Source organism: Hirschia litorea (genome assembly GCF_042665075.1).
GTDB classification, from domain to species: Bacteria; Pseudomonadota; Alphaproteobacteria; order Caulobacterales; family Hyphomonadaceae; genus Hirschia; species Hirschia litorea.
Genome location: NZ_JBHTBR010000002.1, coordinates 1,187,808 through 1,203,388, shown reverse-complemented (window position 1 = coordinate 1,203,388; position 15,581 = coordinate 1,187,808). Strand labels below are relative to the sequence as shown.

Annotated in this window: 16 protein-coding genes; 8 read left to right on the top strand and 8 right to left on the bottom strand. The window is 47.2% G+C overall.

Annotated elements, in window-relative coordinates; genetic code table 11:
- Nucleotides 1–151: 151 nt before the first annotated feature.
- On the top strand, nt 152–1,096 hold the full coding sequence (locus ACFQS8_RS05670; protein ID WP_382166290.1) for an SDR family oxidoreductase: 945 nt from the start codon (nt 152–154) through the stop codon (nt 1,094–1,096).
- Between the two features lie 39 nt (nt 1,097–1,135).
- On the opposite strand, the gene ACFQS8_RS05665 is transcribed toward ACFQS8_RS05670, so the two are convergent.
- From ACFQS8_RS05665 to ACFQS8_RS05650, 4 genes are read right to left on the bottom strand one after another with little or no spacing between them, the layout of a single operon-like run.
- Nucleotides 1,136–2,134, bottom strand: coding sequence for a lysophospholipid acyltransferase family protein (locus tag ACFQS8_RS05665; RefSeq protein ID WP_382166289.1), 999 nt, complete (start codon nt 2,132–2,134; stop codon nt 1,136–1,138).
- On the bottom strand, nt 2,131–3,135 hold the full coding sequence (lpxK, locus tag ACFQS8_RS05660) for a tetraacyldisaccharide 4'-kinase (protein WP_382166288.1): 1,005 nt from the start codon (nt 3,133–3,135) through the stop codon (nt 2,131–2,133). The genes ACFQS8_RS05665 and lpxK overlap by 4 nt, the downstream gene beginning before the upstream one ends.
- A 3-nt stretch (nt 3,136–3,138) precedes the next feature.
- Nucleotides 3,139–4,437 carry a 3-deoxy-D-manno-octulosonic acid transferase gene (locus ACFQS8_RS05655; protein ID WP_382166287.1) on the bottom strand — a complete coding sequence of 433 codons (1,299 nt, stop codon included), beginning with the start codon at nt 4,435–4,437 and terminating at the stop codon, nt 3,139–3,141.
- Between the two features lie 8 nt (nt 4,438–4,445).
- On the bottom strand, nt 4,446–5,225 hold the full coding sequence (locus ACFQS8_RS05650) for a lysophospholipid acyltransferase family protein (protein ID WP_382166286.1): 780 nt from the start codon (nt 5,223–5,225) through the stop codon (nt 4,446–4,448).
- Between the two features lie 167 nt (nt 5,226–5,392).
- On the opposite strand from ACFQS8_RS05650, the gene ACFQS8_RS05645 reads away from it, so the two are divergent.
- The 6 genes from ACFQS8_RS05645 (at nt 5,393) to ACFQS8_RS05620 (ending at nt 11,338) form a co-directional block, all read left to right on the top strand.
- Nucleotides 5,393–6,088, top strand: a complete 696-nt coding sequence (locus ACFQS8_RS05645) for a fused DSP-PTPase phosphatase/NAD kinase-like protein (RefSeq protein WP_382166285.1) — start codon at nt 5,393–5,395, stop codon at nt 6,086–6,088.
- A gap of 99 nt (nt 6,089–6,187) precedes the next feature.
- A complete protein-coding gene (locus tag ACFQS8_RS05640) occupies nt 6,188–6,475 on the top strand; it encodes a hypothetical protein (RefSeq protein WP_382166284.1) in 288 nt (95 codons plus the stop codon).
- 105 nt (nt 6,476–6,580) lie between these two features.
- On the top strand, nt 6,581–6,952 hold the full coding sequence (locus tag ACFQS8_RS05635) for a nuclear transport factor 2 family protein (RefSeq protein WP_382166283.1): 372 nt from the start codon (nt 6,581–6,583) through the stop codon (nt 6,950–6,952).
- A 100-nt stretch (nt 6,953–7,052) separates the two neighbouring features.
- Nucleotides 7,053–8,393, top strand: coding sequence for a TldD/PmbA family protein (locus ACFQS8_RS05630; protein ID WP_382166282.1), 1,341 nt, complete (start codon nt 7,053–7,055; stop codon nt 8,391–8,393).
- Nucleotides 8,380–9,522, top strand: a complete 1,143-nt coding sequence (locus ACFQS8_RS05625) for an inositol monophosphatase family protein (protein ID WP_382166281.1) — start codon at nt 8,380–8,382, stop codon at nt 9,520–9,522. Before ACFQS8_RS05630 ends, ACFQS8_RS05625 begins: the two co-directional genes overlap by 14 nt.
- A 34-nt stretch (nt 9,523–9,556) precedes the next feature.
- Complete coding sequence (locus tag ACFQS8_RS05620; RefSeq protein ID WP_382166280.1) at nt 9,557–11,338, top strand: ABC transporter ATP-binding protein; 1,782 nt, start codon at nt 9,557–9,559, stop codon at nt 11,336–11,338.
- A 21-nt stretch (nt 11,339–11,359) separates the two neighbouring features.
- Here the strand turns inward: ACFQS8_RS05620 and ACFQS8_RS05615 are convergent, their stop codons facing one another.
- Complete coding sequence (locus ACFQS8_RS05615) at nt 11,360–12,028, bottom strand: DsbA family oxidoreductase (protein WP_382166279.1); 669 nt, start codon at nt 12,026–12,028, stop codon at nt 11,360–11,362.
- Nucleotides 12,029–12,160: 132 nt separating this feature from the next.
- Here ACFQS8_RS05615 and ACFQS8_RS05610 point away from each other — a divergent pair, with 132 nt between their 5' ends.
- Nucleotides 12,161–12,766 carry a hypothetical protein gene (locus ACFQS8_RS05610; protein ID WP_382166278.1) on the top strand — a complete coding sequence of 202 codons (606 nt, stop codon included), beginning with the start codon at nt 12,161–12,163 and terminating at the stop codon, nt 12,764–12,766.
- A 26-nt stretch (nt 12,767–12,792) separates the two neighbouring features.
- Here ACFQS8_RS05610 and msrB read toward each other — a convergent pair whose 3' ends face one another.
- From msrB to ubiA, 3 genes are all read right to left on the bottom strand, one after another.
- Nucleotides 12,793–13,203, bottom strand: a complete 411-nt coding sequence (msrB, locus tag ACFQS8_RS05605; RefSeq protein WP_382166591.1) for a peptide-methionine (R)-S-oxide reductase MsrB — start codon at nt 13,201–13,203, stop codon at nt 12,793–12,795.
- Nucleotides 13,204–13,511: 308 nt separating this feature from the next.
- Nucleotides 13,512–14,552 carry a DUF3298 and DUF4163 domain-containing protein gene (locus tag ACFQS8_RS05600; RefSeq protein ID WP_382166277.1) on the bottom strand — a complete coding sequence of 347 codons (1,041 nt, stop codon included), beginning with the start codon at nt 14,550–14,552 and terminating at the stop codon, nt 13,512–13,514.
- A gap of 55 nt (nt 14,553–14,607) precedes the next feature.
- Nucleotides 14,608–15,549 carry a 4-hydroxybenzoate octaprenyltransferase gene (gene ubiA / locus ACFQS8_RS05595; protein ID WP_382166276.1) on the bottom strand — a complete coding sequence of 314 codons (942 nt, stop codon included), beginning with the start codon at nt 15,547–15,549 and terminating at the stop codon, nt 14,608–14,610.
- Nucleotides 15,550–15,581: the final 32 nt, after the last annotated feature.

Genomic DNA, 15,581 nt, shown 5'->3' with positions numbered 1-15,581 from the left:
ATTATAACAAGTTTCAATCTATGTGATACAAATAGGCAAGTATAAGAGAGAAATACGCCTGTCATTGTAATGATATGAGATGATATGAATATGCAAAGAAAGAGAAGAGCATTTCAAATCAAGCATAACCATTCTCTTTAGGAGGCGTTGAATGACACATAGAAAATTTGGACCCAAAGGATGGACGCCAGATAGAATTGGCTCTCTTTCGGGGAAGACTTACGCCATAACGGGTGCCAATTCTGGGGCAGGATTTCAAGCTACGAGAACTTTGCTCTTGAAGGGGGCAAGCGTTGTGATGATGAATCGAAGTGTTACCAAATCAGAAACAGCGATCAATGCTTTGAAGGAAGAATTTGGTCGTGATGTGAAGGTAAGTTTCGTGCAGATGGATTTGGCTGTGCTGCAATCGGTGCGCGAAGCTGCTGCGGAAGTTTTGCAGCAATTTCCTTGCATTGATGCGCTCATATGTAATGCCGCGATTGCGCAAGTGCCCACACAAAAACTGACAGTGGATGGCTTTGAAAGTCAGCTAGGTGTGAACTATTTCGGGCATTTTTTGTTGTGTGGATTATTGTACGAGCGCATAGAGAAGTCTGCGGGTCGAATCGTCATCGTCGGCAGTAATGGCTATAAAATGGGCCTTAAGCGGATTAAGTTTGAAGACCTGAATTTTGATAATAAATATTCGGCGTGGAATTCTTATGCGCAGAGCAAACTTGCACAAATGATGTTTGGGTATGAGTTGCAGCGGCGGGTTCAAATTGCGGGCAGCAGGGTTGTTGTTCAAGTATGTCATCCGGGAGCCTCACGTACGAACTTGATCAATGAATCTGCGGGTGTTCTCAATAAAATCATATGGGCCGCAATTGCGCCTATTATTGCGCAGTCAGCTGAGAAGGGGTCTTGGCCTGAGGTAATGTGCGCAACTGAAAAAGAGGTTGAGGCTGGAAAACTGTATGGCCCAACTAAAAGAGCAGACACAATTGGCGCTATAGATGCGTGCTCCATTGATGATTGCGCATTAGACCAAGACGCTGCTGCAAAGCTTTGGGCGATATCGGAAGAGAAGACGGATTTAAAATGGGCGATATAAGTATTGTTCTTACATCACCCATTTATTGCAGATAATTGCCTACATCACCCCAGCTTGTTTCCATGCTTCTTTGGGCCAGCGGTTGTGTTGCCAGAACCATTGGTCGGGGGCGGCGCGGATTTGGGATTCCGTCCATGCTGTGATTTTAGGGAGTGTGTCGGCAACTGCTTCATCAGCGCTCATGTCTTGGTCGGTCCAGATGGGGGTGTGGAATGTAACCGTGTAGCGCGCAGGCGCGGTGCGGCGCGTTGAAATTGGGAGAAGCGGAATTTTATAGCGGTGCGCCATGCGCGTGGGGCCTGGCGCAGTCATGGCTTCATGCCCAAAGAAAGGGATTGGCACGCCTTCATTGTATTTTTGATCATTCATCAACGCGACAGAACGTTTGTTTGCGAGGGCGCGCATGAGGTCGCGTGTTCCGGTTCCTTTGGCGGCGAGTGTGCCGACTGAATTTTGCAAACGCGCATCGGCTATGCGTTTATCAATGTGGGGATTATTGGCAGAACGATAAGTGATAACGCAATCTTTTAGTCGTGATGTTATCGGTTGGGCCATGACTTCCCAATTGGCCATATGGCAGGAGATAATTACACATGGCTTTCCCAAGGCATTGATGGCATCGACATGGTGTGCGCCCTCGACGGTGAGGCGCGGGTCATCGCCATCCACGCGGATTTTGTGAACATGGGGAAGTTCACCTGCAATGCGTCCAAAATTTTCCCATGATTTGAGGGCGCATTCTTCAACTTGCGCTTTGCTCCATTCAGGAAAACACATTGCCAGATTTCGTGTGGCTGTGCGGTGTGCGCTTTTGCCAAAAATGGGGCCAAGTTTGCGTATCAATTTTGCGCCTTCATCAGAGGCTTTGTCGATATGCATTTTGGAAAAACGGTTCCAATATAGATGGTCCCACGCAAAAGCCTCTACGCGCCATTGCGCTCGCTCTCTGAAGGTGGCGCGGCTGTCGATAAAGGTGCGCCGTTTATAAGCAGCTTCATCTTTATCGGAAGGCGCTGGTTTGTTCTCTGCGTCTGTCATTTGCTAGCGGGAATGTGTGCAAGGATAGCGGATTTGAGGCGGGCCTCATCTTCGGGTGAATCAAATGAGATTGTTACATTCAGAGTGTGAATTTTACCGCGCTGATCTTCGCCAAGACGCACATAGTCTTTCTCTGTAGTTATGAGCGTTGCAACACGTGCGCGTGCAAGCTGGCGCAGATATGAAAGATCACCTTTGCTGTAAACATGGTGGTCTGGGAAGGAAATGCCTTCGACAACCTCTACATCAGGGAATGATTTGAGCGTATCGAAGAATTTCTCGGGGCGGCCTATACCGGCAAAAGCGATGTATTTTCCAGGAGCAGGTGCTTCTCTTGGCACGATGCGTGCGCGCATAATAGGCCCAGCAAAACCGCCAATCTCTGTGGGAACAGGTCCATCGCCTAGCAATACGACGATATCGGCGCGTTGAATGCCTTGCTCAATAGGTTCGCGCAACGGACCTTTTGGAAATACAAATGCGTTACCAAAAGGGGCAGCAGAATCTATGACGAGGATTGATGCAGATTTGGCGAGTGTGGGGTTTTGATATCCATCATCCAGAAGAATAAGATCAACACCGGCATGTTCCATGGCTTCGGCGGTCGCGAGGCGGTTTTTTCCGACCCAGCTTTCACCTGTTGTTGCCATCATAAGTGGCTCATCACCGACGGCAGCAGCGGTGTGTTGATCTACGTCTACGCGAACGGGATCTTTGAGATTGCCGCCATATCCGCGTGAGAGTGTCGCAACGCGAATGTTTTCTTCTGCTAGGAGGTTGTCACGTAGATATGTGGTTAGAGGTGTTTTACCAGCACCGCCGACGGTCAAATTGCCAATACATATGACAGGAATACCAACGGCTTCAGGCTCTGTGCGGTCAATGCGGCGTTGCCCAACCCATGCATAAAGCATTGAGAAGGGGGTAAGGAGTGAACGTACAAGTGGCGCGGCGTCGCGGCTAGTTCTATCTCTTTCGCGCCAAAATGCGGGTTCTTGCATACTCTACTCCTCCAACTGTGCTCTGATTGCATTTAATGTCAGAGTGAGTGGTTCATCAACCGCAGAAAAGACCGCGTCAACACATTCCCAGTTGGGTGTAGCTGAGGATGCAGCTGTTGCGGCATTATTTTTTTCAATTTGCATTGTGTGTTGCAGCCAAAATTGACCTAGCTCATTCGCGCTTTGCCCGACCGAAATGGCATTGCAAGGTTCCAGCGCTTTCATCAAGTCACTGAAATTAAAGCTATGCGGGCCTGTAAAAGTAGGTTTGCGCAGTTTTAAAGGCTCGATTGGGTTGTGGCCGCCAATACCTGATTGGTGCGCACCGCCAAGATAAACGGCTTTGCAGAGTGTCATCCAAAGGCCCATTTCTCCGATTGTGTCCGCAAGGAGAATAGGGGCCGCGCAGCCAATTTGTGTATCGTTGGAGCGTTGCTGATATTTAAGACCTTCAGCATCAAGCAATCGACCAATAGCGTTGGCGCGTTCAGGGTGGCGCGGCGCAAGGATTAGAAGGGCGTTTGGACTGGTTTGTTGGATCTGCTTAAAAGCTGCAATGGCAAGATCTTCTTCGCCTTCATGTGTTGAAGCAGCTAGAAAGCAATCTCTTCCATCTAGGCTTTCTTGCCATTTTGCCAGCTCTTGTGGGTCGCATGTCGGTGCATCGACTGCGCGTTTTAGATTCCCAACTGTATTGGGTGCACGTCCAAGTAAATTAGCGATGCCCTTAGCGGTAGGGGTATCCGCTGCACCGATGAAATCGAAGCTATTGAACAGTTTACGTGCAGCACTGCGGCGCTTATTCCAGCTTGTGAGAGATTTTACAGTCATTCGCGCGTTGATAAGATTTAGCGGAATTTGCTTCTCATAAGCTGCAAGAATGAGGTTTGGCCAAATCTCGCCTTCAGCTAAAATGGCAGCATTAGGTTTCCAATGCTCCAAAAAGCGAGAAACAGCGCGTGGTCCATCAATCGGAGCCATTTGGTGTATGATGTTTGGGCCAGCTTTTGCGGCGATCATATCAGCTGATGTGAGCGTTTGGCTGGTGATGAGGGCTGTGAGATCTGGGTGAGAGGATTTTAGATATTTCAGAATGCTGAGAAGCATCGCTGTTTCACCAACACTCGCGCCATGCATCCAAATCAGCTTTCCAGTTGGTCGTACTATATCTGTACGGCCAAAACGTTCCGGCAGGCGGGATGCACGTTCTTTGCCTGCTTTAATGCGCTTTTTTAGGATGTGCCCTGAGAGTGGCTCTAAAAGCCATGTGGCGGCACTGTAGGCATATAGGCTTAACGTCATAATATTGCCTAATCCGCCGAAGCATTGTGTGCTGTGGCTTGAGAAGATGGTTCATGTGTTTTTTCAGGATATGGCAAAACATCAAGTCCGGCTAATTCATCGGCACGACGTGTGACATCTCTCAAGCGTGTTTCTAATTCAAGGCGCAATTGTTCGGCATCACCTGAGCGGGGCACTTCCATTGGTCCAGCGAATACAACGGCACCCTTAGAAAAAAGGCCGGGCAAAACTAATCTATCCCATGTTTTCATGCGTTTAGATGGCGCGGCGGAAACACCCCATAAAATGATAGGTGTGTTTGTGAGTTGAGCAATTCGGATAGGACCAAGGCCAGCTTCTTCGCGAGGCCCACGTGGTCCATCGGGAGTCATGCAGACAATGCCGCCTTTCTTTAGTGCTTTTGTTGCTAGGCGAAGCGCTTCTGTGCCGCCTTTATCCTTGTCTTTTTTCTTCTTGTTGGCAGCCGATCCACGAATCGGGTTGAGATTGAGGTGAACAGCAGCCTGCGTAATAAATGCACCATCTCGTGATTGGGATATAATCATAGAGATGGGGTTTTCCGCTGTTTTCCAGCGAGATGTTATTTTAGCGGGTAGAACAGACATCACAAAAATGCGGGCGTGCCATGCAGCTAAAATCGCACCTTTATTGTTTTCAAAGTGATCTTTAAGGACATCCTCGCCTTCAATTTGCCAGCGAGATGTGCGCACCATTAGCGCCATATAAGCCCATAACATCCAGCCAAGAATCGTCTGGAGGAAAGCGGATCTAAAAATGGACTTCATCATTGTTGTAGCATTTGCTCGTCGCTGCAGGTTGGCGGGAGTGGACAAGACCATCTTCTAGTTTGTCTTCAGTTACAAGTCTTTACTCGTGATAAGGGTGCGAGTATGGCCCACTATGTGTGAAATACGAAACATATGCCGGATAAGCTACTGGAAAGAGGAATGCTGTTTTGGGTAAGAAGCTAAAAGAACCAAGAGATATCTCGACACCAGAAGGTCGTAAATTGGCAAAACATGACCTTATGTGGGGTGATCATGGGTTTTTACGTCTGAAATTTCGTAATCTGCACAAAATATCTGATGAAATGTATCGTGGAAATCAGCCCTCGCCAAAACAAGTGGCCGCTTATGCAAAAGAGCAGGGCATCAAAACCATTATAAATCTGCGGGGAGAAAGCCCTAAAGGTTATTATGTGTTGGAAAAAGAAGCGTGCGATGAAAATTGTATTGATCTGGTCGATTTTCAAATGTTTTCCAGAGATACTCCGACGCGTGAGAAGATACATGCTGCAAAGTATCTATTCGATAATATTGCTTATCCCGCTTTCATGCATTGTAAATCCGGTGCGGATCGTGCGGGAATCATGTCTGTTTTGTACATGCACTTTCGTAAAGGTCTGCCAATATCTGAGGCAATTGAACAATTATCGTTTAAATACCTGCACGTAAAAGAAGGTAAAACTGGGATGCTGGACTACTTTTTCCAGCGCTATCTTGATTTTGTTGCAGCGACACCGGAAGGTGAAACACCTTTGACTTTTCTTGAGTGGGTAGACGGTCCCTATGACCGAGAAGCAGTAAAAGCTGACTTTTTAGCTACTTGGAAAGCAAAAATGATGATAGATCGCATACTCCGACGCGAGTAAGGGGTTTATTAATTACCCGATTTGGGTGAAAACGCTTGAAACTATAGTTCAAACCGCCAAGAGTAATATTTAGGCGCTGGATAGGATAAAAGGTTCGCTATGAAGTTCTTCATCATCAACAGCTTTCGCAGCCTTGTATATATCGCGTACTTTGCTGTGATTATTGTGTTTGCTCTGGGTACATTCCTTGAGCGTAAGGCGGTTAACGCTACTTTCTTTGATTTGTTTGGTCGTCGTTTGACCGAAGCGGGTGAAGGTCTTGTGGCAATTGTCGCTGGTTTGGTCGTAGGTTGGTTTGCATCAACAATTTTGTGTGGTTTGATCGTGACACTACTTGATATCCGCGATGATATTAATGACCGTCTACCGGACGCACGTGACAACTAAAATTCATAACTGCTTTTCTTGAGCAGATATTCTGAATAATTTTAAGGGAACGAATCTTATTCGTTTCCTTTTTTGTTGCTTCGTTTCTTGATATGGCGCGCGTTTATGGTTGAAAATTTACAGCCCAAAGAAACCGTGCGAGCGTGGGTGGATGCCTTCAATGCCGTTGATGTGACGCGCATTGCTAATCTATACGCTGAAGACGCGACCTTTCATGACATGACCCAATCTATTGTATCTGGGCGGGATGCGATTCGCAAAATGTATGCAAATGAGTTTGCGACGTTTCAGATATTTTGCATTGTGGATGAGATTAAAGGCGATGGTCACTGGGTGACGCTAGATTGGAAAGACCCTAATGGCGTGCAGGGGTGTGGGTATTTTGAAGTAAAGAATGGTGAAATTACACATCAGCGCGCTTATTGGGATAAGGCGTCTTTCTTAATGTTCCACACAACGCCATCACTCACGAATTGAAAATGAAAATTTGTGATAGCGGTAAGTTTCTGTACAAAAAATTGTCTTGCTCAAGAATTGCTGCGTTGAACATTTTAGCGGAGCAGTCCATACGTTAAGTATGACATACGAAAACAAAGCAGATATTTTATCATCCCTTATCGAAGCGACTTTAAAAGCTGGCGCTGATAGTGCGGATGCGAGTCTGGCGACAAGCGAAAGCTTGAGCGTCGAGGTACGTAATGGCGAATTAGAAGGTGTGGAGCGTGAAGAATCCGGCGGGGTATCGCTGCGTGCTCTTGTAGGCCAACGTCAAGCACATGTGTCTGGTTCGGATATGTCTCCTGATGGATTGCAGGCGATGGTTGAGCGCGTTGTCGCTATGGCTAAAGCAGCACCGGAAGATAAATATTGTGGCATTACGCCATCGGATGAAATTGCAACGGAATATGTTGATTTACAGCTTGGGGGCGACGAAAGCCCGAGCGCTGATATGCTCAAGCAACGTGCACTAGAAGCAGAAGGTGCTGCGCTTGGTGTTGAGGGGGTAAAGCAAATTGACCATGCAGGCGCAACATGGAGTGCATCAACTGGCTATGTTGCAGCTTCTAACGGTTTTTCAGCAGTCAAAACAGGCGGTTCGACATCCGTTTCTGTTGTGGCGATTGCAGAAAAAGATGACGCTATGGAGCGCGATTATGAAAGCTGGGCGAAGCGCAAATATGTAGATATGCCAACACCAGCATCTGTTGGTCTAACAGCGGCACAGCGTGCAATAGCGCGCCTAGCGCCTCAAAAAATAAAATCACAGACGGCGGCGGTCATTTATGATCGGAGACTATCAAGCCGCCTTTTGAGCTCGTTTATTGGTGCGATATCTGGTCCAGCTGTGGCGCGTGGTGTGTCTTTTCTAAAAGATAAAATGGGCGAGCAAGTCTTTGCGGATGGTGTGGATGTTATTGATGATCCATTCGTGCTTGGTGGCTGGGGCTCTCGTTGGTTTGATGGTGAAGGGCGTGCGGTTTCCAAGAAGAAACTCATTGATAATGGCGTGCTGACGCAATGGTTGCTCTCTGGTCCTTCAGCCAAGCAATTGGGATTGAAACCGAATGGAATGGCGTCATCAGGATTTGGTGACCCTCCCGGTGTAACGACGACGAACTTAAATCTGGCACCGGGGAAACTAGATCAAGCTGGATTGATGAAAGAAGCTGGCAAAGGATTGCTTGTGACCGATATGTTTGGTCCGTCGATTAACGCAAATACTGGTGATTATTCTGTTGGCGTATCGGGTTTTTGGTTTGAAAATGGTGTGATTGTGCATCCTGTATCTGAGGTGACGATTGCAGGTGAGTTGCCAGCAATGTTTAAACGCCTTGTGCCGGGATCTGACCTTGAAATTCGTGGCTCTATGAATGCACCAAGTGTCTTGATTGATGGGATGTCGCTTGCTGGACTCTAATGAAGCTGCAAGAATTGAAGATGATTTAAAGCTGCTTCGCGATGTTGCGCGTGAAGCAGGGGAACTCGCTATGAATTGGTTTCATGCGGGAGCTAAACAATGGGATAAGTCACCCAATAATCCTGTCACGCAAGCTGACATAGCAGTGAATGACCGCATTGCGCAAAGGTTACTCTCTGAACGTCCAACCTATGGGTGGCTATCAGAAGAAACCAAAGATGATGCTGAAAACCGCGATATGAGTCGTGTTTTCGTGGTCGATCCTATTGATGGAACGAAAGCTTTCATTGCCGGACAACCCTTTTTCTGCGTGTCGATTGCTTTGCTCGATCACGATGTTTCTGTGGCGGGCGTTGTATACAACCCGTCAACGGATGAAATGTTTGAGGCCCAAAAGGGAGGAGGTGCGCGCTTGAACGGCGTACCTATTTTTGCAAGTCAAACAGACCAAATCGCCAATTGTAAAATGATTGGACATCATCGACAATTTGAGCCACGTGAAGGTATGCCAGCATGGCCTGACATGGAATTGGCAGATCCTATTCCCAATGCCGTGGCGTATCGAATTGCTTTGGTTGCAAGCGGAAAATGGGATGCTGTTATTGCACTTGGTAATAAATGCGACTGGGATTTAGCAGCGGCATCACTGATCTTGAAAGAAGCAGGCGGGGCATGTTGCGACCATAAAGGACGCGAATATACATTTAATGGCCGTATCCCTGTGCAGCGTAGCGTTGTTGGTGCTGGCAAAAACTTGCAACCATTGCTATTAGATAAAGTACGACTCGCCTCAATATTTGACCCAAAGGGGGAAGATGTTGTTGAGTCACAGACACAAAATTCAAATCACGCTAGAATGAAGTTGGATCCAATGAACACCAAGGCACCAAACCCAAGCAAACAATTGCTACACCTCGTTATCGGTGGTGAGCTAAAAGATGTAACAGGCATCGAGTTTGAAGACTTGAAGCAAGTTGAATTTGTTGGCGCATTCGGATCGCACGAAGAAGCCTATAATGCATGGAAAGCAGCTGCTCAACGTACTGTTGATAATGCTGAAATGCGCTTCTTTATTCTTCACGCACACCGTTTGATGGACCCTGAAACGGGTCATTCACACGACGTTTAGGAAGGTCAGGCCCTTGTGTTTATAGGGCTGTATTATGGCTAAACCCAAAAACAATTTATTGCCTCGCTTCGCGTCTGATTGGATGGCGAAGCATTGGCGCTTGTTTGCGCTTGGTGCACTGTTTTCAGCAATTACTGCGCTAGCCGTGGCAAGTTATGGCTTAATGGTCAAAACGGGACTGGACTGGCTCAGTGCGACCGAGCATGGCGAAGGTGTAGTCAATATTCCTTTTTTGAATATCGGTTTGCCTTCCAACACAATGATGTGGCTATTGCCTTGTGCTGTGATTGGCTTTGCCACAATCCGATCTGTGTCGCTTTATATTCAAACGATTTTGAATAACTCTGCCGTACAATTGGGCTTGGTAAGCATTCAGGATGCATTGTTTAGTCGTTTGATAGAGGGCGATTATGCGCGCTTAACAGCTGCTGCATCGGGGGAGTTTGTTTCCCAATTTATCAATGACATGAATCTTGTTCGCGAAGCAGCTTTGCGTGTGGCGACGAATTTAATCAAAGGTGTGCTAACAATAATCGCCTGTGTCGCCACCATGTTTTGGTATGATTGGGCGTTGGCGCTTATGGTATTGGTGGTCTATCCGATAGCTTTTGCGCCGGTTGTTCAGATTGGGAATAGATTGCGTAAAGTGTCTAAAGCAGCCCAACAACAAACAGGTGAAATGACTGCACTTTTGAATGAAGGCTTTCAAGGCGGGCGGACATCTAAAGCATTTAATTTAGAAGATTATCAAAATGCACGCGCACATGCGGGGTTTCTGGAACGGGCGCGTTTATACCTGAAAGTTCTACGTTCAAAAGCTTTGGTCGATCCCTTGCTTGAGATTGTAGGCGGAGCAGCGCTTGCTGGTGTGTTTGCCTTTACAGGCTGGCGCATCATGAATGGTGAAGCGACTGTTGGGGATTTTGGTGGGTTTATTGCGGCGATTGGAGCTGCTTCGCCTGAAGTGCGGGCTTTGGGCACGCTAAATTCGGTTGCAAATGAAGGATTGGCTGCATTGGAGCGCATTTATGCTGTGCTGGATGCGCCGGACAAAGTGGCTGATAAACCTGATGCTATTGAACTATCTGAAAGTCGTGGTGCTATCGCGTTTGAGGGCGTGGAATTTGGCTATGGCGATCAAGGTGTTTTGAACGGGCTGACTTTTCATGCAGAGCCAGGACAGACCATTGCGCTCGTCGGGCCATCAGGGGCAGGGAAATCAACAGTTTTTAATCTCGCACTGAGATTGTATGACGTTTCTGGCGGCAAGATTATCCTTGATGGGCATGATATACGCGATGTGCAACGCAAAAGTTTGCGGTCTCAAATGTCTTTAGTGGCCCAAGATGCTTTCTTATTTGACGATACATTGCGGGCAAATATCGCGCTCGGGCGTATGGATGCGAGTGAAGCAGAAATAACTGCAGCACTTGATGCTGCTGCGTGTGATTTTGTGTATGATCTACCGCAAGGATTGGATACGCAAGCGGGAGAAGGTGGGCGCAATCTTTCAGGCGGTCAACGTCAACGTATTGCAATAGCGCGGGCAATTTTGCGAGATGCACCGATATTGCTGCTAGATGAAGCGACGAGTGCGTTAGATGCGAGTTCGGAAGCTAAAGTGCAGGCAGCTTTGGAGCAATTATCTAAAGGACGCACAACTCTAATTATTGCGCACCGGTTATCAACGGTACGATCTGCAGATAAGATATTTGTGCTCGACAAAGGGCGTGTTGTTGAAGAGGGAAGCCACGAGACGCTTATGCAGAAGAATGCTGTTTATGCAGACCTCGTAAAGCTTCAACTCTCTGAATAATATAGAAATATCGTTTCATTTTTACATGTCTGGTGGGCCAGCTTCAACTTGCTCAAGGAAGGTAACAAGTGAGGTGACTTCCTGTGCGCCTTGGATGGCGTATTTACCGTTTGCTATAAATGTGGGTACGCCGCTAACGCCCAAATTGCGGTAAAATGCTTCTTCATCTTGGAGCGGTTTTATATCAGCGTCTTCATTGAAAAGCTTCTCAACGACTTCAGGGATGAGACCAACTTGTTCAGCGATATTTAGGAGAATTTTGGTGTCTCCAATATCCTTGTGGCGCTTAAAATAGGCGTGAAAGAGGGCTTCAGCGGCACGCGGACCGAGCGATTTACCATCGACAGATTGGCCTTGTGCCCAGCGAATAATCCTGTGTGCGTTAAACGTGTTAGGACGAATAGGAATATCTTCAAAACGGAATGGAATGTTTTCAGCTTCACCAGCTGCCTCAAGGTGCTGACGCATTTGAACCCATTTATTGTCTTTGGAAGTGTCTCCAAATTTGTTTTTCATATATTCTTTATAATCAACACCTTGCGACGGAATTGATGCATCCAATTGAAAAGGTCGCATCCGAAAATCAATTTTTTCAGCCCCGAAAATCTCTATTGCAGATGTCACTCGACGCAGACCCAACCAGCACCATGGGCATACAACATCCGATACCATTTCTAAATTAATTGTCATGATTTTGAGTCCTCGGGGATAGACAAAAACGCGGTTTGAGCGTTTTAATATGAATACAGGTGGGCGAGTTTGGGTGACTTATTCGTGTTTTAGGCGAGACAATACATTTAACGTACATTTCAGGAGGTGCTTATGCTCCCATTAAAGCTGAACTTGTCGCGTAGCGTACCAATAAAAACGAGTACTGTTCAAACACCTTTTTCGGAATTTTCTATATTGAAGCGCATATTTGGCATTTGTGCTCTATGCGTGCTGACTGTCTGGTGTGTGTCTGCATGTGGCCTGGAACCTAAGCAGACCAGTCGTGCTCAGTTAGAGAATAGGCCAGAGACTGTGCGTGCTGTGGGGCTGCGCAAAAATTTGGATCCTTTAACTGTTGTGATAGGGGCTGAGCGTTGGGGGGTAATGATTTCGAATGCCCAAAATGCTATGGAGCTGAAGCATACTGAAATTTCAGAAGACGAATTGATGCGTATAGATACAGCTCTGCGGTCTGGGGTGCGTGATTTGCTTCAATTGCGTGATGATTTGTGCAATGCAAATGAGCAACCAATGCAGACATGTGTGAACATTGATTTGCCAGCATGGGTGATGAAGCCTCCCAATCGCGTGACTTCACTAGATGAGTATCAATCACGTAGTGAATGGCTCGGTGAGGTTGCCGGAAAATTTGTGCAGATTGGATGTGAAGCTGGCCGCGAAGTGAGTGATGATGAATATCTATGCGCCGTTGAATAGGCGCATAGATAAGCGGTCTTCACGTATTAGGTGAGGCTATCTTCGGGAACGAAGACCAAGGCATCACCATTATTACACCAACGTTTTCCTGTCGGTGCTGGGCCGTCATCAAACACATGTCCTTGGTGACCGCCGCAACGCGAACAATGGTATTCTGTGCGGGTATAGAAAAGTGTTCTATCTGGCTTGGTTTCGAGGCGTCCGGGTATGGCGTCCACAAAGCTTGGCCAACCTGTTCCAGAATCGTATTTTTGCGAAGACGTGAAGAGGATTTGACCGCAGCCTGCACACGCAAACCAGCCAACGCGCTTCTCGTTGTTTAGAGAGCTAGAAAAGGGACGTTCTGTAGCTTCTTTGCGAAGAATGTTGAAGGCATCCTTATCAAGACGCTCTTTCCATTCATCATTGGAGATGGATTGCCAGTCTTTAGCGGGCATTTCCTCAAAGTTAGGAGCTGTTTCGGGGGCATCTGTTGTTGCTTGACTGCTTTGAGGGGCTTGGTCAGATGGCGCTGCAAGAGCGTTCGTGACCAATGCGCCACTTGCGAGGGCAGCGCCGCCGCCTAAAAATACAAATGCGCCGCGCCGTGATATTGGGCGTTCGGAAAGCCATGAGCCAAATTTCATATCGGAGCCTTTATCTGAATGTGTCATGAGGCAAATATGCCAAACATTCAGATAAACTACCAAACAATTGATTGTGAACGCCAGAAAGTGATCCAGCTATAGAGGAATTTAATACAAGACTATTCTGTTTGTGGGCGGATAGCGTCACCAGAAAAAAGTGTGCGATATTCGGGACGTAGGTCATCTGCAAAAATTGCTTGGCTGACGACGATCGTATATGGGCCTTCAACATAAGGGCCAAGCTCATAGGGAGCAAACATTAGCATAACGCCGCCAAATTTGTCTTTGGTTGTGGACGCTGTGAGTGAGGTTTCTGCATTGAAGATTCGATCTTTCATTGCGCTTGACCCACACTCAATAGGGTCGCCATCAATTGTCGCTTCACCCATGCGTTCAAGTTTGGCGTCTTTGATTTTCTCACACGCAGCGATGGCCAATGCTGGAGAGAGGCCAACACGGGGCATGAACATATCATATAGCGTGATGCTTTCGCCTGTGTCTGCTTCAGCGATAAGACCTTGCCAGTTCAAATTTGGATGAGCGCCGCCAGTATAGCTGTATTCGCGTCCCATTGCAGATACGATATTTCCACTACGTTGGATTTCACGGAAGATGATGTCCACGCTCCAAGGGTGGAAAGCTATATCTCTGCTTTCAAAGTCTTTTTTTGCTTCAGCAGAGTCATGACGTAAACGGTCTCTATAGGCGCTTATTTTTTCCATAATAAAACGATAGGCCGGCTCATCACTGCTGCCTTCTGGAAAACGCGCTTCAAATTCTAAAGCTGGCAAAAGTAAGCGCATATTTTCTGCATATCTGTTGGCACCAGGGCGCGGGGCGATAGGTGTTGGTTCAACAGGTGTTGGCGTGACAACTGGTGTGGCTGGTTTTTCAGGCGTGACTGCTTGGGTTGTGAGGTGCGAGTCCGTGCTTTCTGCTAGCTGCGTGTCGTCTTTGTGCTCAGGGGCAGGTGTCTCAGTGGTAGCTGTCTGCTCTAAATGTGTCTCGACATTGCTATGTGCCTGCGTGTCATCTGACTCAGGAAGAGAAGTTACACCGCCAATAACGACAAATAATGTTGTCATGAGTGCGGTTGAGATGGCGAGTGTCATTGACATTGTTTCGTCGCCGAAGATGTTGCGAGATTTTTTGACAGCCATTTTCATCATTCCTTCGCCCGCATTCTGCGAGTGTTATTTTGGTCTTAGTTTTAGGTTAGGTCAGCAATAGGGCAGATAGGCCAAATCCCGCAATAAGCAAAAATGCCGCTTCGCGATTGGATTTGAAAACTGCCAAAGCCGAGTCACCTTGGTCTGGCGACGTCTTTATCGCTTGAAGCATTAAATGACCACCGAAAATAACAACGCCAACCAATCCAATCGGAGCGTTTGCCAAAAGACAAGCTGCGCCAATGCAAGCAATAGATAATCCATAGAGGATGAAAACGGCGGCTTTTACTTTATCGCCAAATCGACGAGCAGTAGATTTCACACCAATCATCGCGTCATCTTCTTTGTCTTGAAGTGCATAGATAGTGTCATATCCAATGGTCCAAAACATGAAACCGAAATAGAGGAGAAAATCTGGTAAGGTGAGTGCGTTATTGATGGCGGCGATTGAGACGAGTGCAGCCCAATTTAATGTGAGGCCGAGCCAAGCTTGTGGCCACCAAGTGATGCGCTTCATGAGAGGGTAGGCGGCGACAAACGGAATTGAGCCAAGCGCGATATATTGGGCAAAGCGCGGAAGGGTGAGCAAGACAGCTAAACCAATCAGGCATTGAATAAGTGTCCACACCCAAGCTTGTTTGACGCTGACACGACCAGCGGGGATGGGACGTCCGGCAGTGCGATCGACTTTGGCGTCAAAATCTTTATCGAGAATGTCATTATATGTGCAACCAGCGCCGCGCATTGCAATTGCGCCAACAAAGATAAGAGCAGCAAGAATAAGATCATTCCAAACTGGAATTTCATTGAGGCGCGCAAATAAAATACCTGCCCAACCCGGCAGAGCAAGCAACCAAATACCGATAGGGCGATCATAGCGCGATAGTCTGCAATAGGGTTCTAGGCTGTCTGGCATTTTATCAACCCAGCTTTGCGGCTGTGCGTCCTTGGGCTTGATACTTGATATTGCTATCTTTTCTGTAGACATATTCGACCTGAACTACATCCAAATTGCGGATG